Origin of the sequence: Sphingomonas sanguinis, assembly GCF_001476905.1 — a bacterium.
In the GTDB taxonomy this organism is placed as follows: domain Bacteria; phylum Pseudomonadota; class Alphaproteobacteria; order Sphingomonadales; family Sphingomonadaceae; genus Sphingomonas; species Sphingomonas sanguinis_B.
In genome coordinates, this window is the sequence record NZ_LDTE01000064.1 from 1 (window position 1) to 22,387 (window position 22,387).

Sequence of the window (22,387 nt, forward strand, 5' to 3'; positions counted from 1 at the left end):
CTCTGCGTCCTCCGCGCCTCTGCGCGAACGAATCTTCGTGAGTTTTGGCGCCGTGGTGGTGGCAAATAACCTGCCGCTCACGCCGTGATGGCAACTGATTTTTCACGCGAAGGCGCGAAGACGCTAAGATTGAATCGCGCGGAGACGCGGAGGCGCGGAGAAGAGGAATTAAAGTCTCCCGCCCGTTGGCGATGACCGGTCATCGCTTACGATCGGATACCCCCCTCCGTGTCTCCGCGCCTCCGCGCGAACATCATTCTTCTTCGCGGCATCGCGACTTCGCGTGAACCCACCACCTTAGGCTGCCAGCTCTTCTCTTGACGCGTATCGAGGCAACATCGGTTTGGACGAACCGCGACACCTCTCCGGTGAAGTGACCGCGAGGAATGGTGCCAGCCGCGCATCACACCCCGCCCCCCTTAGAATCCTGGGCAATCAGCAACGCCGCCCCGATGCGGGAACCCAGAGCGCCCGATAGGCATGCTAGTCATGGACAGCATCGTACCGCTTGACGTGACGTCGACCACAGGCCGCTTTTCGGAGGTTGGCGCTTGCCCTCCCCCCGCGATCCGGCGATGAGCGGCCAAACCTGAAGGAAATGAAGATGTCGATCCTGTCCGACCGCTGGATTCGCGAAGCCGCACAGAACCAGGCGATGATCGAACCATTCGTCGAGAACCAGCGCCGCGACGGCTGCATCAGCTATGGCCTGTCCTCCTATGGCTATGACGCGCGGGTGGCGGACGAGTTCAAGATCTTCACCAATGTCGACAGTGCCGTCGTCGACCCCAAGGACTTCGCGTCGAACAGCTTCGTCGACCGCAAGACCGACGTCTGCATCATCCCGCCCAACAGCTTCGCGCTGGCGCGCACGGTCGAATATTTCCGGGTGCCGCGCGATGTGCTGGTCATCTGCCTGGGCAAGTCGACCTATGCCCGCTGCGGCATCATCGTGAACGTCACGCCCCTGGAGCCGGGCTGGGAGGGACATGTGACGCTGGAGTTTTCCAACACCACGCCGCTGCCGGCGAAAATCTACGCCAATGAAGGCGCGTGCCAGTTTCTGTTCCTGAAGGGCAACGAGCCCTGCGAGACCAGCTATGCCGACCGGGCGGGCAAATATATGGGTCAGCGCGGTGTGACGCTGCCGCGCCTGTAACGCTACGGCATCGCGCGGGGCGAGGCTGACACTAGCAGAACGCTAGTCCCGGCGAAGTCCTGAATGGAAGGTATAGGAGCGGCTTACTCTCTGGCCGAGGTCAGGCACATGATTGCCTTGGCTGCCTGATCGCTGGCATCAACCCGTGACGCGATCAAACCCATTGGGAGCGTCGTAAACGCCGGACGCGGGACCGTCGCGCCCTGCATGGAGGGCAAGTCCAGACGTATCGCCGCCTGGACCTGCCTTTCGGACTTACCGCGCGGCGATCGCCTGCGGCAGATGGCGCAGCCCGGTGCGGGCCACGGTGTGCGACGACAGGATCGCGCCCGAGGGCATGTCCATCGCGATCGGCTTTTCCTGCAGCACGGCGTCATACAGCGCGCGCGCATCGGCGGCGCGACCGGTCTTGGCATAGACGGCGGCAAGGTTGAGCATCAGTTCAGGGCTCTTCGGATTGGCGCGGCGTTCTTCCAGCAAGGTTCGCTCTGCACCCAGGAAATTCCCTGCGGCAATTTCCTGAAACCCCGTGCGCTGCGGCCACGAGTCCTGGGCCATGGCCGGGGCCGCCATGCCCGCCGCCGCCACAAGCAAAACCGAAACGACTCCACGCATATCCATTCTCCTATGTTTCATTTTTGTGACTTCAGAGTGTCACTTTTGTGAAACATACGCAAGCGGCGAAAGATACGTGGATCTAATGGAGCGCCATGCCGGATTCTCGCACTCGGCAAAGGGCCTTGGGAGGAGCCGCTCGAGAGGACAACCGAGTGCCTCTCCTTCCGCCCCATTGCGCAAAAAGAGCCGTTCAGGCTTTGCTACCGGTTTAATCGGATCGCCGTTAGGATGGAGTGGAGTGGCGGGTACTCCGGCTAAATTCCGCAAAACGAAAAAAGGCGGCCTCCGAAGAGACCGCCTGATATTCGTCATCGACCTGATCGCGAAGGATCAGAAGTCGTTGCGATACTGCTCGTTGCCGATGAAGCCGAGCTTCTTGACCGCCGAACGCTTGATCACGGCCAGGGTCTCGTCGACCTTGGCGTACTTTGCGTCGGGCGCCGGCTGGAAGTGCAGTTCGGGCTCCGGGTTCATCGAAGCGGTCTGGTCCAGATATTGGCGCAGCGTCACTTCGTCGACCGGGGCACCGTTCCAGGTCACGATGCCAGCAGCGTCGATACCCACCTTGTTCTTCTCGCTGTTCACAATCGGCTGATTGTTAGGCGAGTTGACGGGGAGGTCGACCTTCACCGCGTGAGTCTGGATCGGGATGGTGATGATGAACATGATGAGGAGCACGAGCATGACGTCGATCAACGGCGTCGTGTTCATGTCCATCATCGGCTCGCCATCATCAGATCCGGCGCTCATTGCCATGGCGTGCTAACTCCTATTGTGTCCGCCCGGCCGATCAGGCGCGGGGGTTGCCGCCGGGGGGCGGCTCGGAGATGAAGCCGACGCGGGAAAAACCCGCCGACTGCATCGTATAGATGGTGCCGCCGATGCAACGGTAGGGCGCATTCACGTCGCCGCGAATATGCGCCTCGGGCAGCTGATCCGGCGTGATGTTCGGGCCAAGCCGTTCGACTTCGGCCTTCAGCTTCGCCACCGCGCGGTCACGCAGCTCAGTCGAGGTCACGGGGCTCAGACCCCAATAGACCTTGCACTGGCCATTCTCGCTGGTGACCGAGAGCGACACGTTTTCGGGCTTGGTCGTCGTCGGGTCGAAGCGGACGTTCGGCAGCTTCAACTTGACGGTCTGAATCACGACCGGAACCGCGATCAGGAAGATGATGAGGAGAACCAGCATGACGTCCACGAGGGGCGTCGTGTTTATCTCCGACATCGGTTTCTCGGCGGAGTCCCCGCCAACGCTCATCGCCATGAGAGAGCTATCCTATCCATGCATTCTATCGCCGGTCCGAACTGGACCGACGGGGGGTGGCGGAGCGACGATCCGAAAACCGCCGCTCCGCCCCCTTAAGCTCAGGCGCGGGTCTGAACGCCACCGGCCTGACCGGCCGTGGTGGTGCCAGCCGGAGCCTTGACGGCGGCCGGCTTGGCGGCGCCGGCAACGGCCGGACGAACCGCACCGTTCGAGGCCAGGAAGCCCAGCACGTCGTTCGAGAACGACGACAGGTCTTCGGCGATGCCCTTGTTGCGACGCTGCAGCCAGTTGTAGGCGAGCACGGCCGGAACCGCGACGACCAGACCCAGAGCGGTCATGATGAGCGCTTCACCGACCGGACCGGCGACGGCGTCGATCGAGGCCTGGCCCGACGAGCCGATCTTGATGAGCGCGCGGTAGATGCCGATAACCGTCCCGAACAGACCGATGAACGGCGCGGTCGCACCGACGGTCGCCAGGAAGGCGAGACCGCCGCCCAGCTTCGAGTTGATCGCGGCTTCCGAACGCGCCAGCGAGCCGTGCAGCCAGTCATGCGCTTCGACCGGATCGGTCAGCTTCGAGTGCTGGTCCTGCGCGGCCAGACCGTCGTCGACGATCTGCTTGTAGGCCGAGTTCTTCTCGAGCTTGGCCGAACCTTCGCGCAGCGAGTTCGACGACCAGAAGCTCTGACGAACGCGCTTCGCCTGGTTGATGATCTTCTGCTGCTCGAACAGCTTCGAGAACAGGATGTAGAAGGAGACGATCGACATCAAGCAGAGGATGGTGAACACCGACTGCGAGATGAGGCCGCCTTCCTTCAGGGCCTGGCCCAGGCCGTACGGATTTTCGGCACCGGCCGCTGCGCCGCCCGCGGCGAGGATGGTGGTGAGCATGGTTGGTTAGGTCCTCTGACTAAAGCGTTGGGTTGTTTCGGCTTTTAGCCGTTATTCCTGTGGCAGCTGCCAACGGATATTAAGCGTGTAGCTCGACGAGATCGGGCTGCCGCTCTGGTCGAGCGCCGGGGTGAAGCGGACGCGCGCCTTCGAAATGCGGCACGTCGCATCGTCCAGGGCCCGGTTGCCGCTGCTCGACAGGATCGAGCATTCGGTCACGCGGCCATCGGTGCCGATCGACAGCTTGGCCGACACGCGACCTTCCGCGCCTTCGCGCTGGGCCGAGGGCGGATAGGCGTCGGGACCGAAGAACTGACCCGGGTTACCCTTCAGACCGGCGGCCTTCGAGATCACCGGGGCCGGCGGCGCAGGCGGAGCCGGCGGTGCAGGCGGGGCCGGCGGCGCGGTCGGCTGGCTCACGGGGATGACGTTCGTCGTGGCCATCGTCGGTGCCTGGCTGGGCAACGGAACGACGGGCGGCGGCGTCACCACCGTGGTCGGCGGCGGCGGCTCTTGCACGTCGAACGTGTTGAGCTTCTCGGTCGCCTTCTTCACGTACTGGTAAGCCAGCCCCGTGACGAAGGCATAGCCCAGGGCAGCATGGATGAGCACGACGATAACGATCGCGACCACCTTGCCCCCGGACATCTTCTGGTCAGTATAGGCCATTCAGCAACGAAACTCCTCAGTCTGCCAGTTTCGCCTCGCCGTAGCGTGGGGACGTGGGAAACTCCTGCCATGCTCTTACGGCATGCGGCAGAGCCTTGGACCCTATCGTGACGGCTGGCGCGGTGCAATCAGTTTGTCGGACGTAATAAACGTACAACCGTCCCGTGACGAAATTATTTCTGTACCGTTAACGGCCAAAGGAGTAGCGCGAAACGATGAATCCGCTGCCCCACGCCATTCGCGCTTGCGTTTTGACGCTGGCGATTCCCGTCCTTACTGTCCCCGTTTTCGCCCAGGTCGCCACCGCGCCGTCGATGCCGCCGGGCGATTCGATGGTAGCGCCAACAGGGCCTGGCTATGCCGATCTGGCCGATCTGGTGATGTCGGCCCCCGTTATTGCCGATGTGACCATCCGGTCGGCGACCGCGATCAAGGGAGCGGAGGCGGCCGGGGTCGCGCCCGGCCATCAGCGTTTTTATGTCGAGGCGGATGTCGGCGCACTGATCCGCGGCGCGGGCGGCCTGCCCTCGCGGGTCGGTTATCTGTTCGATGCGGCGACCGATGCGCGGGGACGCGCGCCCAAGCTGCGCAAGATGCGTGTCCTGGTCTATGCGCGCCGGGTACCGAACGCAGCCGACCAGTTGCAGCTGGTCGCGCCCGACGCCCAGCTGCCCTGGACGCCCGACACGGAACAGCGCAGCCGTACCATCACCCGCGACGCCCTGTCGGCGGACGCGCCGCCGGTCATCACCGGCGTCGGCAACGCCTTTTACGTGCCGGGCACCCTGCCCGGCGAGGGCGAGACGCAGATTTTCCTGACCACCGCGAACAATCGCCCCGTTTCCCTATCGGTGCTTCGCCGTCCGGGCGAAGAGCGTCGCTATGCGGTGGCGCTGAGCGAGATCGTCGACGAATCGGCCGCGCCGCCGGCGCGCGATACGTTGCTCTGGTATCGGCTGGCCTGTGCGCTGCCGGAATCGCTGCCCGATCGCAGCACCGCCTCGCTGTCGCCCGAGGATGCGCAGGCGGCGCGCGACGATTATCGCTTCGTGCTGCAGAAGCTGGGCCCCTGCGGACGCGAGCGTCAGGTGCCGACGCCCAGCAACTGACCGGTGACGGCATGGGCGGCGGCAAGATAGGCGGCCGCCGCCGCGACCGCCGCCTCCCCCGCCCCCTCACCGACCAGCACGGCGTTGATGCGTGCCGATGGCGCCGCCGCCACCGCCAGCGGCGCGACCGCCGCCTCGACCATCGCCTGGGCGATCGAATCGCGGCCCGGCTGAATCACCAGCACCAGATCGACGCCGGGATGCGCAGCGACCGTGCGGACGATATCGGCGTCGGGCGCCAGATCGAGTCGCCGCGCGGTCATGCCGCTCAGCGCCGGTGCCGGACCAGGGTGATGCCGATCGCCTCGCCATCTTCGGCGATGGCCAGCTTCACGATCTTCACCTGCACCCGCGTCACCCGCTTGTCCTGCAGGAAGAGCGTGTCGCAGATATGGTCCGCAACCCCCTCGATCAGCGTGAAATGCACGCCTTCGGGCAAGTGGGTCGCGGCGTGTTTCAGGTCGAGATAATTCTTCGACTCGGTCAGCGGGCTGTCGGGCGTGTAGCGCGCCGGACAGTCAAGATCGACCGTCAGCGAGATGCGCAGCGGCTGCGGCAGATGGGTTTCCTCGGAATAGATGCCGGTCAGCACCTGGACTTCGAGGTCGTGGACTTCGAGTTGGAGACGGTCTTCCATGCCAGCGCCTCTAGCAGAGCGAGCGGGCAAGGGAAGGGTCCGGGCCCACGCAAGGCTTGCATCGCCGCCCCGTCGCGCTAAGGGCGCGCGTCCCCCTCCCGTCACCGGACCCCTGGCCCTTGACCGTGAAGACCGCCCTCGCCCCGCTCGACGCGGTCGCCCCCGATGCGGTCGAGGCGCTGCTCGACCGTGCCTTCCCGCCGGGGCGGCAGGCGCGCACCGCCTATAAGGTGCGGGGCAGCGTCCAGCCGATCGCCACCTTGTGCTTCGCCGCGATGGAGGGCGATACGCTGATCGGGTCGATCCAGTGCTGGCCGGTCGCACTGACCGACGACCGGGGCACCGCGCATCCCATGGTGATGGTGGGGCCGGTCGCGGTCGAGCCCGATCATCAGCAGGGCGGCATCGGGCGCGAACTGCTCGGCCACATGCTGGACGTCGCCGCCGCGCAAGGGCTGGACCGCGCGATGATGCTGATCGGCGACCCGGAATATTATGGCCGCTTCTTCGGCTTCACCGCCGAGCGGACTGCCAACTGGCGCCTGCCCGGCCCGGTCGAGCGGCACCGCCTGCTGGCGCGTGGGCCCGATGTGCCTGCGCTGGCCGGGATACTCGGCCCCGATCCGGCGGCGGGTTGAGCGCCGGGCTTTACCTGGAGCCTTTGCGTCCCTACCTCGACCGCATCATGCCGATGGCACCGCCCCCCGACCTGTCCGCGCTCAGCCTGGCCGAAATCGTCCAGGCGATGGAGGCGCAGAAGCTGCCCCCCGTCGCGCAGTGGAACCCGACCCATTGCGGTGACAGCGAGATGCGGATCGCCCGCGACGGCACCTGGTTTCACCAGGGCAGCCCGATCACCCGCCCGGCGATGGTCCGGCTGTTCTCCACCATCCTGCGCCGAGAGCCCGATGGCCGCCATGTCCTGGTCACGCCGGTCGAAAAGCTCGACATCACGGTCGAGGACGCGCCCTTCGTCGCCACCACGCTGAAGGCCGAGGGCAAAGGCCGTGACGCGCGACTGGTGTTCCAGCTCAACACCGGCGATCTGGTCGCCGCCGGGCCCGACCATCCTTTACGCTTCGTCGAGGGTGAGGATGGCCCCCGACCCTATCTTCATGTGCGGGACGGGCTGGAGGCGCTGATCGCGCGGCCGGTCTATTATGAGCTGGCCGAGTTGGCGCTGGCCGAGGACGAGGCGCAACCCGGCCTGTGGAGCCAGGGTGCCTTCTTTCCCTTGACCCCGGCGACGCCCGCATGACGCTGGCCGAAAGGCTGGCTCAGGCGATGGCGCGTATCCCGGCTCAGGACTTGCTGACCGGCGACGGCGTCGAGCCGCATGATTTGAGCGCGCCGCCCACCGCCGCCGCCGTGCTGGTCCCGGTGACCGAGCGGGCCGAGCCGGGTGTCGTCCTGACCCAGCGGACCGAGAGCCTGCGCAATCATGCGGGCCAGGTCGCCTTTCCCGGCGGGCGCGCCGATCCGGGTGACGTCGATCTGGTCGCGACCGCGCTGCGCGAAGCGGAGGAGGAGATCGGCCTGTCGCCCCGCGCGGTGACCGTGGTCGGGCTGGCCGACCGCTATCGCACCGTCACGGGGTTCGAGGTGACGCCGGTGCTGGGCGTCATTCCGCCCGACCTGATCCTGACACCCGCCGAGGCGGAAGTGGCCGCGCTGTTCGAGGTGCCTCTGTCCTTCCTGCTCGATCCTGCCCATCACCACCGGGTCAGCGCGCCGTGGCGCGGCCAGACCCGCCATTTCTATGAGATAATATGGAACGACCGGCGCATCTGGGGCGCGACTGCCGCGATGATCGTCAACCTGTCGCGGCGACTGCAATGGACGGCATGAGCCCAAGCGAGACGCCTTGGGCCGACCGTCCCGAGCTGGTCGCGCTGGCCGAGCGGCTGGAGGCGCGCTTCGTCGGGGGCGCGGTGCGCGACAGCCTGTTGGGCATTCCCGTCGCCGATATCGACCTGGCGACGCCGCTCTCTCCCGCAACCGTGATCGACCGCGTGCGCGACAGCGGGTTCAAGCCCGTGCCCACCGGTATCGCGCACGGCACGATTACGGCCGTCCTGCCCGACGGGCCGGTCGAGGTAACGACGCTGCGCCGCGACGTGTCGACCGATGGCCGCCATGCCGTCGTCGCCTTCACCGACGACTGGCGCGAGGATGCAGGCCGGCGCGACTTCACGATGAACGCGCTCTACGCCGATCCGGCGACGGGGCGGATCTTCGACTATTTCGGTGGGCTGGACGACCTGAAGGCGGGGCGCGTCCGCTTCATCGGCGATCCGTTGCAGCGCATTGCCGAAGATCATCTGCGCATCCTGCGCTTCTTCCGCTTTCATGCGCGGTTCGGCGATGCCGTGGACGAGGCCGGGCTGGCCGCCTGCGCCGCGCGTGCCAACGATCTGATGGCCCTGTCGCGCGAGCGGATCGCCGCCGAACTGCTCAAACTGCTGGTCGCGGCGCGCGCGGTGCCGGTCGTCGCACTGATGGTCGAGCAGGGTATCTTCCGCGCCGTCATTCCCGAGATCGATGCCGAAGGCGTCGCCCGGCTGACCGCGCTGGCCGAGCGAGAAGAGGCCGCAGGGGTCGCCCCAGATGCGATCCGGCGACTCGCCGCGCTGCTACCGCCCCAGGCCGCCGAGCCGGTGGGCGCCCGGCTGAAGCTGTCCAACACGGATCGCAAGCGACTGATCGCAGCCACCGCAGGACCGGGTGACGAGGGGCCCCGCGCGCTCGCCTATCGCACGGGGATGGTCGGCGCGGTCGACCGGTTGTTGTTGGCGGGCGAGTCGATCGAACCGCTTCGTGACTGGACGCCCCCTGCCCTGCCGCTGACCGGCGGAGCCTTGGTCGAGCGCGGGATCAGCAAGGGGCCAGAGGTCGCGCGGCTGCTCCGTCAGGTCGAGACGCAGTGGATCGCGGAAGGCTTTCCCGATGCGGCGCGGGTCGGCGAACTGGCCGACGCGGCGGTGGCTCAGGCCTAACGCGCGATCAGCGCCCAGGCGGCATCGGGTTCGAGCGGCCGCGAATAATAATAGCCTTGCCCATAGGTACAGCCTAGCGCCGCCAGCGTCTGGCCCAGCTCGACCGCCTCGATCCCCTCGGCGGTGGTCTTCATGCCCAGCGCCTGGGCGAGGCCCAGGATCGCGCGGACGATCGCGATCTTGTCGCGGTCCGCCAACATACCCGAGACGAAGCTGCGGTCGATCTTGAGCACATCGATCGGCAGCTTCTGAAGATAGGCCAGGCTGGAATAGCCGGTGCCGAAATCGTCCATCGCGATCGTGGTGCCCAGCGCCTTCAACGCCTCCAGGATCGCGGTCACCCGGTCGGGGTCGCCGACAATCGCGCTTTCGGTCAGCTCCAGCGTCAGCCGCTCGCCCGCAATGCCCGTATCGGCCAGCGCGTCCCGGATCATCGTCGGAATGTCGTCGCGCTGCAGTTGGATCGCTGAGACGTTGACCGACATGCGCACGCCGCAGTCGCCACCGGCGGCGCGGTCCCACGCCGCCAGCTGCCCCAGCGCCTTGGTGACCGCCCAGCGGCCGAGCGGCATGATCAGCCCCGATTCCTCGGCGACCGGGATGAAATCGGCGGGCGAGTGATGCCTGCCATCGGCGTCGCACCACCGCGCGAGCGCCTCGAACGACACCGTCTTGCCGGAGGACAGGTCGCAGATCGGCTGATAGGCCAGATGCAGTTCGTCCTGCTCAATGGCGCGGCGAAGCGCGGTTTCCATCGCGAACTGGGCGCGAGCGATGGTGAAGGCCTGGGGGTGATAGATTTGCGTGCGGCCCGCCGCCTTGGCGTGCTTTACCGCGAACTGGGCGTGCCGGATCAGTTCCTCTGCATCGTCGTCAGGGCCCTCGTTGAAGGCGATGCCCACCGATCCTTCGACATTCACTTCATAATCGGTCAGCCGGAACGGCGCACGAAGCGCGCGATCGATACGGTCGGCCAGGACATGCGCCTCGTCCTCGCTGCCGTCGATCATCATCAGGATGCCGAACTCGTTGCCCCCGATCCGCCCGATCGAGTCGCGCGACCGCAGCGCCCCTCTCAAGCGACGCGCGACCGTGATGAGCAGCTCGTCGCCGACCAGCGAGCCCATGCAGGCGTTCAACCGGCCGAACCGGTTGATGTCGATCACCAGCACCGCATGGCGCTGACCGGTGGCCATCACCGCCTCGATCAGGTCGCCGAAACCTTGCCGGTTGGGCAGGCCGGTCAGGCTGTCGGTCGTCATCTCCCGACGCAGGCTGCGCTCGGTGTGGTGCTGCGCGGTTTGGTCGACCAGCATCAGGACGCAGGCATCGGACTGGTCTTCCGCCGAGCGGGTCAGCGTGGCCTGGAAATAGCGGGCGTCGATCACATCGCCCAGCTGCATCGGGAATTCGATCGACTGGCGGTCCGACGCCAGGAACGGCTCGACTCGGTCGATCAACTCGGCCAGCAGCATCGCCTGGGTCAGTCCATCGTGCAGGCAGGCGCGTCGGAACGCGTCATTGGCGGCCACGATGTCGATCTTGCCCCCGGCCGCCGAAATCTCGGCAGCGGGAATGGCCATGATACCGATGGCGCACGACGTCATCGACCCGACGTGCCGTGTCGTGGAGCGTTTCGCCGGATACGCAATCGAAGCCATCTTTGGATGGCCTAGCGGGCGAACGTTAAAACCGCCTAAATTCCGACGCAAAGTCGCCCAGGGAGTTCGATCGCAAATGGTTCCAATCGGCCGCGCGATACCCCCGCCCCGTTCCGCAACGGGGCCGACCGCTCAGTCGAAACGGTTGTCGCGCGGGAAGCCGGTGGGCGGCATCCGTCCCGCCGCGCCGCGTGCGGTACGCCAGGCCGACAGATCGGTCTCCGTCCGCACCCGCCCGGTATCGCCGCCCATCGGCCAGCTGAGCCCGTCCTTGAACGCGAACGTCGTCGCGTCCGACAGGCCACCGTCGCGATAACGCTGCAACTGGACGCCCGTCCCACGCGACAGCTCGACGAACTCGGTCAGCGGGAAGACCAGCAGCTTGCGATTGTCCCCGATCGCCGCGACATAGTCATGCTCGACACCGACCGGCCGCACGACCTTCAACGTCGCGCCTGCGCGCGGCGTCAGCACCGTCTTGCCCTTGCGAGTCTCGGCAATGGTATCGGCGGCAGGCACGATGAAACCGCGCCCGTCCGAGGCGGCGACCAGCAGCTTGGGGCTCCGCGAGGCGGGCAGGAACCCGACGATACCGATCGATCCGTCCAGATCGATCATCGCCCGCACCGGCTCGCCAAAGCCGCGTCCGCCGGGCAGCTTGTCCGCCGCCAGCGTGAAGAACCGCCCGTTCGCCGCCGCCAGCAGCAGCTTGTCGGTCGTCTGGGCATGGAAGGCGAAGGCCGGGCCGTCGCCCTCCTTGAACTTCGCGGTGTCGGCCGAAGCGAGGTCGACATGCCCCTTCATCGCGCGAATCCAGCCGCGCTGCGACAGGATGACGGTGATCGGCTCGCGCTCGATCATCGCCTCCAGCGGGATATCGCGGGTCGGGGCGGCTTCCTCGATCGCGGTGCGACGCGCGCCCAAAGCGGTTTCGGGACCATAACGGTCGCGAATCTTCGCTAGGTCCTTCTTCATCCGCGTCCGCTGGCGCTGCTCGGAGCCGAGCAATAGCGTCAACTGCTCGCGTTCCTTGTCGAGCTTGTCGCGCTCGCCGCGAATCTCGAACTCCTCCAGCCGCCGCAAGGACCGCAGGCGCATGTTCAGGATCGCCTCGGCCTGACGGTCGGTCAGGCGAAACTCCTCGATCATGACCGCCTTGGGTTCGTCCTCGGTGCGGATGATCTCGATCACCCGGTCGAGGTTGAGATAAGCGACCAGATAGCCGTCGAGCAGCTCGATGCGGTCGGCGATCTTGCTCAGCCGGTGCTCGGAGCGTCGACGCAGCACGACGAACTGATGATCGACCCAGGCGGCCAGCGCCTCGCGCAAGGACATGACGCGCGGGGTGCGATCCTTGTCGAGCACGTTGAGGTTCAGGCTGACCCGCGTCTCCAGGTCGGAGAAGCGGAACAGGCCGTCCATCAGCACCTGCGGATCGACGGTGCGCGCGCGCGGTTCGAGGACGATGCGGACCTGCGCATCCGATTCGTCACGCACATCGGCCAGGATCGGCAACTTCTTGTCGTTGATGAGCGTGGCGATCTGTTCGATCAGCTTGCCCTTGGCGACGCCGTAGGGAATCTCGCTGACGACGATCTGCCAGCCGCCGCCCTTCTCACGCTCGATCTCCCAGCGGGCGCGAACGCGGAAGCCGCCCCGCCCCGTCGTATAGCTTTCACGCAGGATGGCGGGCGCATCGACGACCATGCCGCCGGTCGGAAAGTCTGGTCCCTTGACCAGCGCCAGGATCGCATCGTCGTCCGCATCCGGCTGATCGACCAGCAGGATCGCGGCCTCCAGCAGCTCGGCGGCATTGTGCGGCGGGATGCTAGTCGCCATGCCGACCGCGATGCCGCTCGCGCCGTTCGCCAGCAGGTTCGGGAACAGGCCGGGAAACAGCTCCGGCTCCTGTTCTTCGCCATTATAGGTCGGGCGATAGGCGACGGCGTCTTCGTCCAGGCCGTCCATCAGGTCGATCGCGACCTGGGTCAGCCGTGCCTCGGTATAACGGTAAGCGGCGGCGTTATCGCCGTCGATATTGCCGAAATTGCCCTGCCCGTCGACCAGCGGATACCGCAACGCGAAATCCTGCGCCAGGCGGACCATCGCGTCATAGACCGACTGATCGCCATGCGGATGGTATTTACCGATCACGTCGCCGACGACGCGCGCGCACTTCTTATAGCCCGAGGCCGGATCGAGCTTCAGCAGCCGCATCGCCCAAAGAAGACGCCGGTGAACAGGCTTCAGCCCGTCACGCACATCGGGCAGCGAGCGCGCGGTGATCGTGGACAGCGCATAGACCAGATACCGCTCCGACAGCGCACTGTCGAAGGGGGCATCCAATATGCCGACGGGAGGATTGTCGCGGAGATCGATCGCCATGGAAGCCGAGCTTCTAGCAAGCCCGCGCCCGAGGGGCAATCGCACAGATCAAATAGGGAACAAGGCAGTCATGCGGGCGGATGGAACTCGTCGACCGGTCGCTCCGCCCACGACAAAGCGGGCGCGATGGGAGAGTCGCGCCCGCTTCGTTCTCGGCGATGCCGGTGGGCTTTAGGCCTGACCCGCCTGCGCCTGGGTCACGTCCTGCTGGAAGTGATCGCCTGCGGCGACGGTGCAGTTCTGGAAGGCAACCGGAGTGAAGGTTTCGACCCCGGCGACATCCTCGTCGGTCTTCACCTTGCCATGCGGTCCGCGGACCGGCTGGAACGCCACGACTTCGGGGCGGAAGGTCGCCAGCACGTCCGCGGTGTCGCGGCAGGCGACCGTGCGCTCCTTGGCGCCATTCTTGACCACCGCGATGGCCTCCATGCCATTGGCGAGCGGAACACGCGCCTGTTCCCAGATCTGCGGCTGCTGCGCGACATGAAGCGGCCGCGCCATGGCAGTTCCCGCCGTCACCATCAGGGCCCCACCAACAATACCGATCATCAGCTTGTTCATGACTACCTCCTTTGCAAGCATCGACAGAACCCGTGACTTGGACGATCGGTTTCCTGTACTTTGAACCTTACATTCTTTTAATCTATCTTCTAGCCTGCCTTCATCATGGACTTCAGATGACGCCGACGTAATCCTGGCGCATCGCTTGCGCCATCCTGTGACAACGAAGCCCCCTCCTCCATTGCGCCGCCGCGCCCCTTCCATTATAGGCCCCGCCATCCCGCCTCGGGCCTCAGCATGGGGGCGCCGGGGCTGTACTCATTTCAGGGGACCGCCGCATGGCTCGCCGCCGCCAAATCTACGAAGGCAAGGCCAAGATCCTGTACGAGGGCCCCGAGCCCGGCACGCTGATCCAGTATTTCAAGGACGACGCCACCGCGTTCAATGCCCAGAAGAAGGGCACGATCAACGGCAAGGGCGTGCTGAACAACCGTATCTCCGAGCATGTCTTCACCATGCTCGACCATATCGGCGTGCCGACCCACTTCATCCGCCGCCTGAACATGCGCGAGCAGCTGATCCGCCAGGTCGAGATCGTACCGATCGAGGTCGTGGTGCGCAACGTCGCGGCGGGTTCGCTGTCCAAGCGTCTGGGCATCGAAGAAGGCGTGAAGCTGCCCCGCACGATCATCGAATATTATTACAAGGACGATGCGCTGGGCGACCCGATGGTCACCGACGAGCATATCGCCTGCTTCGGCTGGGCCAGCCAGGAAGAGATGCACGACATCGCCGACCTGGCGATCCGCGTGAACGACTTCCTGTCGGGCATGTTCGCCGCAATCGGCATCCGTCTGGTCGACTTCAAGCTGGAATTCGGCCGCATCTGGGACAACGACTTCGGTCGCATCATCCTGGCCGACGAGATCAGCCCCGATGGCTGCCGCCTGTGGGACATGACCACCAACGAGAAGCTGGACAAGGACCGCTTCCGCCGGGATCTCGGCGGCGAGGTCGAGGCCTATCAGGAAGTGGCGCGCCGTCTGGGCCTGCTGCCCGAGGGGGGCGACACCGCCGTCCTCGACCTCGAAGAACACCGCAAGAGCCGGGGCAAGTAATGAAGCTGAAGATTTTCGTCACCCTGAAGCCCGGCGTGCTCGACCCGCAGGGCAAGGCGATCCACCATGCGCTGGAAAGCCTGGGCTTTGCCGGCGTCAATGACGTGCGCGCAGGCAAGCTAATCGAGCTGGAAGTCGCCGACGCGACCACCGACGCGCAGATCGACGAGATGTGCCGCCAGCTGCTCGCGAACACCGTCATCGAGAACTACCGGGTGGAGCGCGCCTGATGAAGACCGCAGTCATCGTCTTTCCGGGCTCGAACTGCGACCGCGACCTCGCCGTCGCGCTGGAGGCGGTGACGGGCGTCAAGCCGGCCATGGTCTGGCACGGCGACAGCGAACTGCCCGAGGGGCTGGGACTGATCGGCGTGCCGGGCGGCTTCTCGTACGGCGACTACCTCCGCTGCGGCGCGATCGCAGCGCGGTCGCCGATCATGCGCGCGGTGGTGGACTCGGCCAACAAGGGTACGCCGGTGTTCGGCGTGTGCAACGGCTTCCAGGTGCTGGCCGAGACCGGCCTGCTGCCCGGCGCGCTGATGCGCAACCGCTCGCTCAACTTCGTGTGCCGCGACGTGAACCTGGAGGTGGCGAACACCGACAGCGCCTTCACCCGCCTGTACGAACAGGGCGAGACGATCCGCATTCCGGTCGCGCATCATGACGGCAACTACTTCGCCGACGCCGACACGCTCGACCGACTGGAAGGCGAAGGCCGCGTGGCCTTCCGCTATGCCGAGGACGTCAACGGCTCGGCCCGCAATATCGCGGGCGTGCTGAACGAGAAGCGCAACGTGCTGGGCATGATGCCCCATCCCGAGCGCCGCATCGAAGCCGCGCACGGCGGCGACCATGGCCGCCGCTTGTTCGAGGGCCTGCTGGAGATGGTGGGGGCGTAACCCTTCCCGTTTAGCCTGAGCGAAGGCTAAGACCGAGGAATGACATTCAAGAGGGGAAGCGAGGCGACTCGCTTCCCTTTTTTTATTTGCGCGAAGCCGCGAAGACGCAAAGAAGATGGTGGTTCGCGCGGAGGCGCGGAGAACGCGGAGGTGTCTGGCCTCGCGTAAACCTTACCCCTTCTGCTGCGGCGCGTTGTAAGACATAGGCCGGCTGCCGCCGGAACGATACCTCTGCGCTCTCTGCGCCTCTGCGCGAACCCAGTCTCAACCTCTTCGCGCCATCGCGGCTTCGCGTGAACTCAGACCCGCGCCCGGAACGGCGTGAAGTTGGTGCCCTCGTCGAACACGTCCACCCCCTCGGCGCGTTTCAGCCAGCCGACGATCAGATAGGTCACCGGGGTCAGCAACACCTCCCAGCCGACCTTCAGCGCCCACTGCGTGAACAGCACCACGACCACCAGATGCGGCGTCCAACCGACCGCGCCCCAGAAGGCGAGCGGATAGAAGATCAGGCTGTCCACCCCCTGCCCCACCAGCGTCGAGCCGATGGTACGTGACCACAGATGCCGTCCGCCCGTCCAGACCTTCATCCGCGCCATCACATAGGCATTGGCGAACTCCCCGGCCCAGAAGGCGCAGACGCTGGCCAGCACGATGCGCGGCACCTGGCCGAAGATCACCTCATAGGCGGCTTGGTTGGTCCAGGTCGGTGCCGGAGGCAGCGCCACGACGACAAAGCTCATGAACGCCATGAACAGCACCGCCGCCGTCCCCGCCCAGATCACCCGCCGCGCGCGGGCGTAGCCATAGACCTCGGTCAGCACGTCGCCGATGACATAGCTGAGCGGAAAGAACAGGATGCCTGCGCCGAAAGGCCACTGACCGACCAGCGGCAGGTCGATGACCGCCACCTTGCCCGCGCCGATGACGTTGGACAGCAACAGGATGGTCACGAACGCCGCCATGACGAAGTCGAACCAGCGAAACGCACCGCGTTCCATGTCGCGGTCCGCCACCACCCGTTCCACGCTCATAGCAATCCCCTTCACCGTGAGCGGCGACATTTATCGCCATTCCCAACTCACGCAAACCACGCTAGGGACACCGCCATCCGCGCGTCCGTAGCTCAGTTGGATAGAGCAAGGAGCTTCTACCTCCTCGGTCGGGGGTTCGAATCCCTCCGGGCGCGCCATTTCCTTGTCGGTGAGCCACTCGATCAACCCGGCCACGCGGTTCACGCGTCCAAAGCGGTGCTCGATGGTGGCGACCTGTCTCCTCCGGTCTCCCGGTCAGGGCTCGACAACGATGCCGTTCGCCTCCGATCGCACCTTCAGCCCGTAAGCGGAGTGGAGAAGAGCGAGAAATCCCGCACTGTTGTCGATTTGGAACGTCCCGCCGATTCGGATGTCGGCGGTGGAAGGATCGGCGATGCGGATCGGGCGATTGGTATAGCGATTGAAGTCCGCCACCGCGTCCCCCAAACGCTGATTGTCGAACACCAGCACGCCGTCACGCCACCCAGTCATCGCTTCGACCCGCGCTGGTGCGGCCAGCGCGACCAGCGTGCCGTGCGATTGGGCGTAAGCGATGTCACCTTGGCCGATGACGGCGGAGCGCGTACCCGCGTCGGACGTCGAGTCCTCGATCCGCACACGGCCCGACAGCACCGCCACGGTCACTTTTTCCCCATCGCGGCGAACGGTGAAGCGCGTGCCGAGAACGGTCACCGTCCGTGGCCCCGCATGCACGACGAAGGGATGGTCGGGACGGTGAACGATGTCGAAATAGGCCTCCCCCTTATCCAGCCAGACCTCGCGCCCCAGATCGCTGGCCGCCGTGCGCACAATGGTCGCGGTGTTCAGTTCCACCCGGCTGCCATCGCGCAGCGCGATCGTGTGGCGGATGCCGACCGGCGTCTGCACCCGCACCGGCGGGGACGCCGAAGGCGATGCCTTGCCGCGCACAAAACGTCCGGCATCGAAGCCCGTCGGCGATTGCAGCACCATCGTGCCGATCCCCATCGTCACCGCAAGCGCGGCGGCGACCGCCCCGGTCGCACGGGGGCGGGCCCGGAGCACCGCCTGCCAGCCGCGCCGCGCGCGCGACCGCGGGGCGGCAGTCTGGAACCCCAAAGCCCCGACGCGATCCGCCGCCGCCCAGCCGTGGCGCAGACGCCAGAACGCGGCCTTGTGCGCCATCTGCTCGTCCAGCCACGCGGTCAGCGCGGCGGCGTCCTCGGCGGACCATTCCCCGCTTTCCTGGCGGACGATCCAGCGCGCGGCGGTTTCTTCGATCATCGTCGCGCGGTTCATTGGCGGCGCGCCTTGCCGGTGCCGGCCGCGCCGCCGCGACGGATCTTGCCCGCACCGCCCAGCATCGCATCGGCCATCGCGCGGATACCGAGCACCAGCTGGCGTTCGATCGTATCGATGCCGACGCCCATGCGCGCCGCCGCCTCGCGGGTCGACAAGCCTTCGATCTTGCGCAGGCGCACGACCTCGCGGCAACGCGGAGGCAGCCGCTCGATCCCCTCCTGCGCCCGGCGCAGCGCGTCGCGCGCATCCAGATGGCGGTCGGTTGCGGACAGATCCACGCCCTGATCGACGCTTTCCATGTCGGCATAATGTTCGAACTGCACGATCCGTTCGCGCTTCGCCCGGTTGACCAGGATATTGCGCGCGATCGTGAAGACATAGCCTGGGGTGTTCGTCGGCAATTCCTGCCGCCCGCCCGTCAGCGCCGCCTCGTATATGTCCTGCCGGATATCCATGATCTGCTCGGCCGTCCGCCAGTTACGACGCAGATAGCGGGTCAGCGACGCTTCCAGGGGAAGCACCTCCTCGCAAAACCATCGCTCCAACTGCCTGTCGTCTACCATCGTCCGCCCGAGACACTCCTTCGTCAAAGGGGTTCGGCCGTCATGACAATCGGCCGCGTCAAAACCCTAACGGAAAAACGCGACAAGCCCCTCTTCGACCGCTTTTGGCGAAAAGTTCCACGATCGTAAACTTTTTTGAAATCCGATGTTACGGGTTCGTGGCGCTCGAATGACAATCTTGCCGAGCGGCGTGATGGGAGCGACCGCAGCAAGGGGGCATCAGATGAAGAGAAGGGGTGTGGCGATCGCGTTGGGGGCGAGCATGCTGACGGCCTTTGTGCCAGGCCATGTCGCGGCGCAGACCACGCAGGGCGTACGGGCCGCCCAGCGGTTCGATATTCCGGCCGGGAGCTTGGCGGCGGCCCTGCAAGCCTGGAGCAAGGTCACCAAACTCCAGATCGTGTATCGGATGGACGATGTCGGCCGCAAGCGGACGAACGGCATCCATGGCGACTATGCCCCGTTGCTGGCGTTGCAAGGCCTGCTGATCGACACCGGTCTGAAGATCGTCACGACGGAGGATGGTGCGGTTGCCATCCGCCCTTTGGCCGGCGACGAGGTCGACACGAGCGCCACGCCTGATATCCTCGTCACGGGCAGGGTCAACTGGTCGCTCAACACCGGCATCGAACGCACGCAGGACGACAGCCAGCCGTTCATCGTGCTCGGTCGCAAGGAGATCGAGCGCAGCGGCGCGCCCAACCTCGAAGCGTTCCTGCGCAACCAGTTGAACGTCAACACCTCGCCCACCGTCGGCGATCAGGCGATCGGCGGCAACACCGCAGCCGATCCCCGCCGCCCGATCGGCGTCAGCGCGATCAACCTGCGCGGCATCGGCCTGCGCGACACGCTGATCCTGGTCGACGGTCGGCGCCAGCCCGGCATCAACCTGGGCAATGGCGATATCTCCCAGCCGTCGATCACCGGCATCCCGATCGCTGCGGTGGAGCGGATCGAGGTTCTCGCCTCGTCGGCCTCTGGCATCTACGGTAGCGGCGCGTCGGGCGGCGTCATCAACATCGTGCTGCGCCGTGACTTCAAGGGCGCCGAACTGTCGGCGAATTATGATAACACCAGCGATTTCAAACAGGGTCGCGGCTCGATCGATCTTACCGGCGGCCTGCCGCTGGAAGGCGGGCGCACGCGCCTGACCTTTACCGGCAATTGGACCAGGCAGTTGGCGCTGCGTTACGGCGACCGCGACAACCTGCGCCGCCGCGGGCTGAACGACATCCTCGCCAACGACCCCGGCTCGTTTTACGGCGGCTTCACCAATCCGCCACAGGGTTCGCTGGTCAACTTCAAGACACAGGACGGCACGCCGCTCCAGCTGAAGCCCGAATATGGCGGCCAGACGCTGTCGAGCAGTCTGGGGACCATTCCCAAGGGCTATGCGGGGATCACGAACGCCGGGTTGGCTCCGCTGCTGTCGTCGCTCGGTACCTTCAACCTCGACCAGGCCAATACCGCCGCCGGCACCGGTGCCCGCGCGCCGCTGCTCTATCCGGTGAACCAATATAGCGGTTCGATCGCGGCACGGCGCACGTTCAACAACTGGCTGACCGCCTATGCCGAAATCGGCATGTCGCATTCGTCGGCGACCAACACTTTTTCCAACACGCTCAACTCGGTCTTCCTGAACGCGTCGGCCATCGGCAATCCGTTCACGCAGGATCTCGCGATCGCGTTTCCGGCCAATCCCGCCTATGATGCCCCGATCAAGCAGGTGTCGTCGACGCTGCGCACGCTGGGCGGTGCCATCATCCGGCTGCCGGCGGACTGGCAGGCGGTCGCCGAAGTCGCCTATTCCAAATCCAATTATTCGGTCGCGAACAGCCCGCCGTCGATCAGCGTCTTCGCTTCCGGCGATCTCCAGTCCGGGGTTCTGAACGCGCTGGTCGATACCTCGACCTATCCGATTCCCTTCACCTACGACAAGACGCCTTATTATCAGCGCCAGCAGGACGGCAAATCGAGCAACGTCGCGCCCTCGCTACGCCTCGCCGGGCCGCTGCCGTTCTCGCTGCCGGGCGGCAAACCGCAATTGACCGTCAACGCCGAGATCAACACCCAGAGGCTGGATTCGCGCCTTCTCACGCTGCTGACCGACGATGGCGCGGTCACCACCTTCACGCCTACCGCGCACCAGACGACCAAGTCGGTCTATGGCGAAATCGTGTTTCCGATCCTGGGCGACCAGCATCAACTGCCGCTGATCCGGCTGCTGGAATTGCGGCTGTCGGCCAGGCATGAATCATACAAGGGCGACGGCACCGACACGTCCGACCCGGTGTCCTGCATGACGCCGCTCGTGGCGGGGCAGTATGACTATTTCGGCAACTGCCCGCCGGCGGGAACCGTCATCCCGCGGTCGACGACCACCAATGCGCACACCGATCCCAGCATCAGCCTGCTCTGGTCGCCGATCGATGGCGTCACGCTGCGCGGCTCGTACACGACCGGCTATCTGCCGCCGCAGCTCAGCCAGCTCGTCAAGCTTCCGCGCCCGCAGATCACTCTCCAGATGCGCGATCCACAGCGCGGCAACGAGTTGATCGGCATGCAGATGTTCGGCCTTGGCGTGATCTCGGGCTTCTCCGGCGGCAACCCGGATGTCCGGCCGGAATCGTCGAAGACGTGGACGGCCGGCCTGATCCTGAAGCCGCATTTCATCGACGGCCTGCGCTTCTCGGTCGATTGGACGCGCATTCACAAGCGGGACATGTATTTCGATCCGGTGCTGCTGCTCGCCTCGTTCTTCGGCGGCACGCAGTCGCAGTTCAACCAGTTCATTGCCTCCAACCCCGACCGCGTCACGCGCGGTCCGGCCTCGGGGGGCTTTGCGGTCGGGCCGATCACTGCGCTGGACGTATCGCTGATCAACCTGAAGTCGCTGGTCACCTCGGCCTATGACTTCACGCTCAACTACGACACGAACCTGTTCGGCGGTCAGCTGTCGGCCGTCGGCCGTGCGACCTATGTCGATCAATTGGTGATCCAACCGTTTGCCGACGCGCCCGCCCAGAATTATGCCGGCGTCGTCACGGCCGGTTTCGCGGCGGGTGCTGGCGCATCCGGTTCACTGCGCTTCCGGGGCAGCGGGTCGCTGCAGTGGACGAAGAACGAGCTCAGCCTCGGCTGGCAGACGCGCTACCTCAGCAGCTATTACCTGACGCTGGATCGCAGCTTCGTGGCCGCGCAGGGGTCGGCGAAGGTCGCCAGCCAGATGTATCACGATATGAACATCAGCTACCGCCTGCCGCAGAAGATGACGGTGCGCTTCGGCATCAACAACATCTTCAACAAAATGCCGCCGCTCGATGTGTCGCAGTTCCCGCTCTATTATAGCGCGTACGGCGATCCGCGGCTGCGCAACTTCTATCTGGGGGTCAGCAAGTCGTTCTGACCCGGCCGCCGCATCCCGTCGAAACGACGGGATGCGGCGGACCGTCGACAGGCGTAGCGCGGCCGGACGCCGCCCCAGACACGGTCCTCGCCATTACGGTTTTCCCACCCCCGATTGTCCTGCTCCACGACGGTTCCACACCCGTGTCACGTTGCCGAACCGTCGCTCGACCAGCGCCTCCCCAACCGATCA

23 protein-coding genes and 1 tRNA gene are annotated in these 22,387 nt (G+C 65.6%); 11 read left to right on the forward strand and 13 right to left on the reverse strand.

Annotation, left to right across the window (positions count from 1 at the left end; genetic code table 11):
- Nucleotides 1-604 precede the first annotated feature (604 nt).
- Nucleotides 605-1,159 carry a dCTP deaminase gene (dcd, locus tag SB4_RS10590; RefSeq protein ID WP_058717772.1) on the forward strand — a complete coding sequence of 185 codons (555 nt, stop codon included), beginning with the start codon at nucleotides 605-607 and terminating at the stop codon, nucleotides 1,157-1,159.
- Nucleotides 1,160-1,414: 255 nt separating this feature from the next.
- Here dcd and SB4_RS10595 read toward each other — a convergent pair whose 3' ends face one another.
- The 5 genes from SB4_RS10595 to SB4_RS10615 form a co-directional block, all read right to left on the reverse strand.
- Complete coding sequence (locus SB4_RS10595; protein ID WP_058717771.1) at nucleotides 1,415-1,774, reverse strand: tetratricopeptide repeat protein; 360 nt, start codon at nucleotides 1,772-1,774, stop codon at nucleotides 1,415-1,417.
- A gap of 333 nt (nucleotides 1,775-2,107) precedes the next feature.
- A complete protein-coding gene (locus tag SB4_RS10600) occupies nucleotides 2,108-2,533 on the reverse strand; it encodes an ExbD/TolR family protein (RefSeq protein ID WP_058717753.1) in 426 nt (141 codons plus the stop codon).
- Nucleotides 2,534-2,567: 34 nt separating this feature from the next.
- Nucleotides 2,568-3,041, reverse strand: a complete 474-nt coding sequence (locus tag SB4_RS10605; RefSeq protein WP_058717752.1) for an ExbD/TolR family protein — start codon at nucleotides 3,039-3,041, stop codon at nucleotides 2,568-2,570.
- Nucleotides 3,042-3,142: 101 nt separating this feature from the next.
- Entirely contained in the window at nucleotides 3,143-3,937 is a 795-nt protein-coding gene (locus tag SB4_RS10610) for a MotA/TolQ/ExbB proton channel family protein (protein ID WP_058717751.1), read from the reverse strand.
- 51 nt (nucleotides 3,938-3,988) lie between these two features.
- Complete coding sequence (locus tag SB4_RS10615) at nucleotides 3,989-4,606, reverse strand: energy transducer TonB (protein WP_058752540.1); 618 nt, start codon at nucleotides 4,604-4,606, stop codon at nucleotides 3,989-3,991.
- Between the two features lie 215 nt (nucleotides 4,607-4,821).
- On the opposite strand from SB4_RS10615, the gene SB4_RS10620 reads away from it, so the two are divergent.
- Nucleotides 4,822-5,715: a hypothetical protein gene (locus SB4_RS10620; RefSeq protein ID WP_193753794.1), complete on the forward strand. Its 894-nt coding sequence runs from the start codon at nucleotides 4,822-4,824 to the stop codon at nucleotides 5,713-5,715.
- Here the strand turns inward: SB4_RS10620 and SB4_RS10625 are convergent.
- A complete protein-coding gene (locus tag SB4_RS10625) occupies nucleotides 5,691-5,978 on the reverse strand; it encodes a Rossmann fold domain-containing protein (protein WP_058752541.1) in 288 nt (95 codons plus the stop codon). The two genes, SB4_RS10620 and SB4_RS10625, sit on opposite strands and share 25 nt — an antisense overlap.
- Nucleotides 5,979-5,983: 5 nt before the next feature.
- On the reverse strand, nucleotides 5,984-6,352 hold the full coding sequence (locus SB4_RS10630; RefSeq protein WP_058717425.1) for a dihydroneopterin aldolase: 369 nt from the start codon (nucleotides 6,350-6,352) through the stop codon (nucleotides 5,984-5,986).
- Between the two features lie 125 nt (nucleotides 6,353-6,477).
- Between SB4_RS10630 and SB4_RS10635 the strand changes: the two genes are divergently transcribed.
- The 4 genes from SB4_RS10635 to SB4_RS10650 are packed head-to-tail and all read left to right on the forward strand — an operon-like array spanning nucleotide 6,478 to nucleotide 9,348.
- Complete coding sequence (locus tag SB4_RS10635; RefSeq protein ID WP_058752569.1) at nucleotides 6,478-6,990, forward strand: GNAT family N-acetyltransferase; 513 nt, start codon at nucleotides 6,478-6,480, stop codon at nucleotides 6,988-6,990.
- A gap of 47 nt (nucleotides 6,991-7,037) precedes the next feature.
- Nucleotides 7,038-7,610, forward strand: a complete 573-nt coding sequence (locus SB4_RS10640) for a DUF1285 domain-containing protein (protein ID WP_058752570.1) — start codon at nucleotides 7,038-7,040, stop codon at nucleotides 7,608-7,610.
- Nucleotides 7,607-8,200, forward strand: a complete 594-nt coding sequence (locus tag SB4_RS10645; RefSeq protein ID WP_058752542.1) for a CoA pyrophosphatase — start codon at nucleotides 7,607-7,609, stop codon at nucleotides 8,198-8,200. Before SB4_RS10640 ends, SB4_RS10645 begins: the two co-directional genes overlap by 4 nt.
- Entirely contained in the window at nucleotides 8,188-9,348 is a 1,161-nt protein-coding gene (locus SB4_RS10650; protein ID WP_058752543.1) for a CCA tRNA nucleotidyltransferase, read from the forward strand. The genes SB4_RS10645 and SB4_RS10650 overlap by 13 nt, the downstream gene beginning before the upstream one ends.
- Here the strand turns inward: SB4_RS10650 and SB4_RS10655 are convergent.
- From SB4_RS10655 to SB4_RS10665, 3 genes are all read right to left on the reverse strand, one after another.
- Nucleotides 9,345-10,955 carry a putative bifunctional diguanylate cyclase/phosphodiesterase gene (locus tag SB4_RS10655; RefSeq protein WP_058752544.1) on the reverse strand — a complete coding sequence of 537 codons (1,611 nt, stop codon included), beginning with the start codon at nucleotides 10,953-10,955 and terminating at the stop codon, nucleotides 9,345-9,347. The two genes, SB4_RS10650 and SB4_RS10655, sit on opposite strands and share 4 nt — an antisense overlap.
- Before the next feature lie 186 nt (nucleotides 10,956-11,141).
- Nucleotides 11,142-13,394, reverse strand: a complete 2,253-nt coding sequence (gene parC / locus SB4_RS10660; protein ID WP_058752545.1) for a DNA topoisomerase IV subunit A — start codon at nucleotides 13,392-13,394, stop codon at nucleotides 11,142-11,144.
- Nucleotides 13,395-13,565: 171 nt separating this feature from the next.
- Nucleotides 13,566-13,955, reverse strand: a complete 390-nt coding sequence (locus tag SB4_RS10665; RefSeq protein WP_058752546.1) for a hypothetical protein — start codon at nucleotides 13,953-13,955, stop codon at nucleotides 13,566-13,568.
- A gap of 278 nt (nucleotides 13,956-14,233) precedes the next feature.
- On the opposite strand from SB4_RS10665, the gene purC reads away from it, so the two are divergent.
- From purC to purQ, 3 genes are read left to right on the forward strand one after another with little or no spacing between them, the layout of a single operon-like run.
- Nucleotides 14,234-15,013, forward strand: a complete 780-nt coding sequence (gene purC / locus SB4_RS10670) for a phosphoribosylaminoimidazolesuccinocarboxamide synthase (RefSeq protein ID WP_007405170.1) — start codon at nucleotides 14,234-14,236, stop codon at nucleotides 15,011-15,013.
- On the forward strand, nucleotides 15,013-15,243 hold the full coding sequence (gene purS / locus SB4_RS10675; RefSeq protein WP_042486357.1) for a phosphoribosylformylglycinamidine synthase subunit PurS: 231 nt from the start codon (nucleotides 15,013-15,015) through the stop codon (nucleotides 15,241-15,243). Before purC ends, purS begins: the two co-directional genes overlap by 1 nt.
- Nucleotides 15,243-15,911 carry a phosphoribosylformylglycinamidine synthase subunit PurQ gene (purQ, locus tag SB4_RS10680; protein ID WP_058752547.1) on the forward strand — a complete coding sequence of 223 codons (669 nt, stop codon included), beginning with the start codon at nucleotides 15,243-15,245 and terminating at the stop codon, nucleotides 15,909-15,911. The genes purS and purQ overlap by 1 nt, the downstream gene beginning before the upstream one ends.
- Before the next feature lie 299 nt (nucleotides 15,912-16,210).
- On the opposite strand, the gene SB4_RS10685 is transcribed toward purQ, so the two are convergent.
- Nucleotides 16,211-16,945 carry a queuosine precursor transporter gene (locus SB4_RS10685; protein WP_058752571.1) on the reverse strand — a complete coding sequence of 245 codons (735 nt, stop codon included), beginning with the start codon at nucleotides 16,943-16,945 and terminating at the stop codon, nucleotides 16,211-16,213.
- Nucleotides 16,946-17,026: 81 nt separating this feature from the next.
- Here SB4_RS10685 and SB4_RS10690 point away from each other — a divergent pair.
- Nucleotides 17,027-17,103 (forward strand) — tRNA-Arg (locus SB4_RS10690).
- Between the two features lie 97 nt (nucleotides 17,104-17,200).
- Here the strand turns inward: SB4_RS10690 and SB4_RS10695 are convergent.
- Together SB4_RS10695 and SB4_RS10700 are read right to left on the reverse strand one after the other, a co-directional pair.
- A complete protein-coding gene (locus tag SB4_RS10695) occupies nucleotides 17,201-18,223 on the reverse strand; it encodes a FecR family protein (protein WP_058752548.1) in 1,023 nt (340 codons plus the stop codon).
- Entirely contained in the window at nucleotides 18,220-18,747 is a 528-nt protein-coding gene (locus SB4_RS10700) for an RNA polymerase sigma factor (protein WP_241488582.1), read from the reverse strand. The genes SB4_RS10695 and SB4_RS10700 overlap by 4 nt, the downstream gene beginning before the upstream one ends.
- A 265-nt stretch (nucleotides 18,748-19,012) precedes the next feature.
- Here SB4_RS10700 and SB4_RS10705 point away from each other — a divergent pair, with 265 nt between their 5' ends.
- On the forward strand, nucleotides 19,013-22,195 hold the full coding sequence (locus SB4_RS10705; protein WP_241488583.1) for a TonB-dependent receptor: 3,183 nt from the start codon (nucleotides 19,013-19,015) through the stop codon (nucleotides 22,193-22,195).
- The last annotated feature ends 192 nt before the right edge of the window (nucleotides 22,196-22,387 follow it).

Excerpts from the sequence above, each read along its gene's own strand:
- dcd (WP_058717772.1), top strand. The coding sequence starts at position 605 with ATGTCGATCCTGTCCGACCGCTGGATTCGCGAAGCCGCACAGAACCAG.
- SB4_RS10595 (WP_058717771.1), bottom strand. The coding sequence starts at position 1,774 with ATGCGTGGAGTCGTTTCGGTTTTGCTTGTGGCGGCGGCGGGCATGGCG.
- SB4_RS10600 (WP_058717753.1), bottom strand. The coding sequence starts at position 2,533 with ATGGCAATGAGCGCCGGATCTGATGATGGCGAGCCGATGATGGACATG.
- SB4_RS10605 (WP_058717752.1), bottom strand. The coding sequence starts at position 3,041 with ATGGCGATGAGCGTTGGCGGGGACTCCGCCGAGAAACCGATGTCGGAG.
- SB4_RS10610 (WP_058717751.1), bottom strand. The coding sequence starts at position 3,937 with ATGCTCACCACCATCCTCGCCGCGGGCGGCGCAGCGGCCGGTGCCGAA.
- SB4_RS10615 (WP_058752540.1), bottom strand. The coding sequence starts at position 4,606 with ATGGCCTATACTGACCAGAAGATGTCCGGGGGCAAGGTGGTCGCGATC.
- SB4_RS10620 (WP_193753794.1), top strand. The coding sequence starts at position 4,822 with ATGAATCCGCTGCCCCACGCCATTCGCGCTTGCGTTTTGACGCTGGCG.
- SB4_RS10625 (WP_058752541.1), bottom strand. The coding sequence starts at position 5,978 with ATGACCGCGCGGCGACTCGATCTGGCGCCCGACGCCGATATCGTCCGC.
- SB4_RS10630 (WP_058717425.1), bottom strand. The coding sequence starts at position 6,352 with ATGGAAGACCGTCTCCAACTCGAAGTCCACGACCTCGAAGTCCAGGTG.
- SB4_RS10640 (WP_058752570.1), top strand. The coding sequence starts at position 7,038 with ATGCCGATGGCACCGCCCCCCGACCTGTCCGCGCTCAGCCTGGCCGAA.
- SB4_RS10645 (WP_058752542.1), top strand. The coding sequence starts at position 7,607 with ATGACGCTGGCCGAAAGGCTGGCTCAGGCGATGGCGCGTATCCCGGCT.
- SB4_RS10650 (WP_058752543.1), top strand. The coding sequence starts at position 8,188 with ATGGACGGCATGAGCCCAAGCGAGACGCCTTGGGCCGACCGTCCCGAG.
- SB4_RS10655 (WP_058752544.1), bottom strand. The coding sequence starts at position 10,955 with ATGACGTCGTGCGCCATCGGTATCATGGCCATTCCCGCTGCCGAGATT.
- parC (WP_058752545.1), bottom strand. The coding sequence starts at position 13,394 with ATGGCGATCGATCTCCGCGACAATCCTCCCGTCGGCATATTGGATGCC.
- SB4_RS10665 (WP_058752546.1), bottom strand. The coding sequence starts at position 13,955 with ATGAACAAGCTGATGATCGGTATTGTTGGTGGGGCCCTGATGGTGACG.
- purC (WP_007405170.1), top strand. The coding sequence starts at position 14,234 with ATGGCTCGCCGCCGCCAAATCTACGAAGGCAAGGCCAAGATCCTGTAC.
- purS (WP_042486357.1), top strand. The coding sequence starts at position 15,013 with ATGAAGCTGAAGATTTTCGTCACCCTGAAGCCCGGCGTGCTCGACCCG.
- purQ (WP_058752547.1), top strand. The coding sequence starts at position 15,243 with ATGAAGACCGCAGTCATCGTCTTTCCGGGCTCGAACTGCGACCGCGAC.
- SB4_RS10685 (WP_058752571.1), bottom strand. The coding sequence starts at position 16,945 with ATGAGCGTGGAACGGGTGGTGGCGGACCGCGACATGGAACGCGGTGCG.
- SB4_RS10695 (WP_058752548.1), bottom strand. The coding sequence starts at position 18,223 with ATGAACCGCGCGACGATGATCGAAGAAACCGCCGCGCGCTGGATCGTC.
- SB4_RS10705 (WP_241488583.1), top strand. The coding sequence starts at position 19,013 with ATGAAGAGAAGGGGTGTGGCGATCGCGTTGGGGGCGAGCATGCTGACG.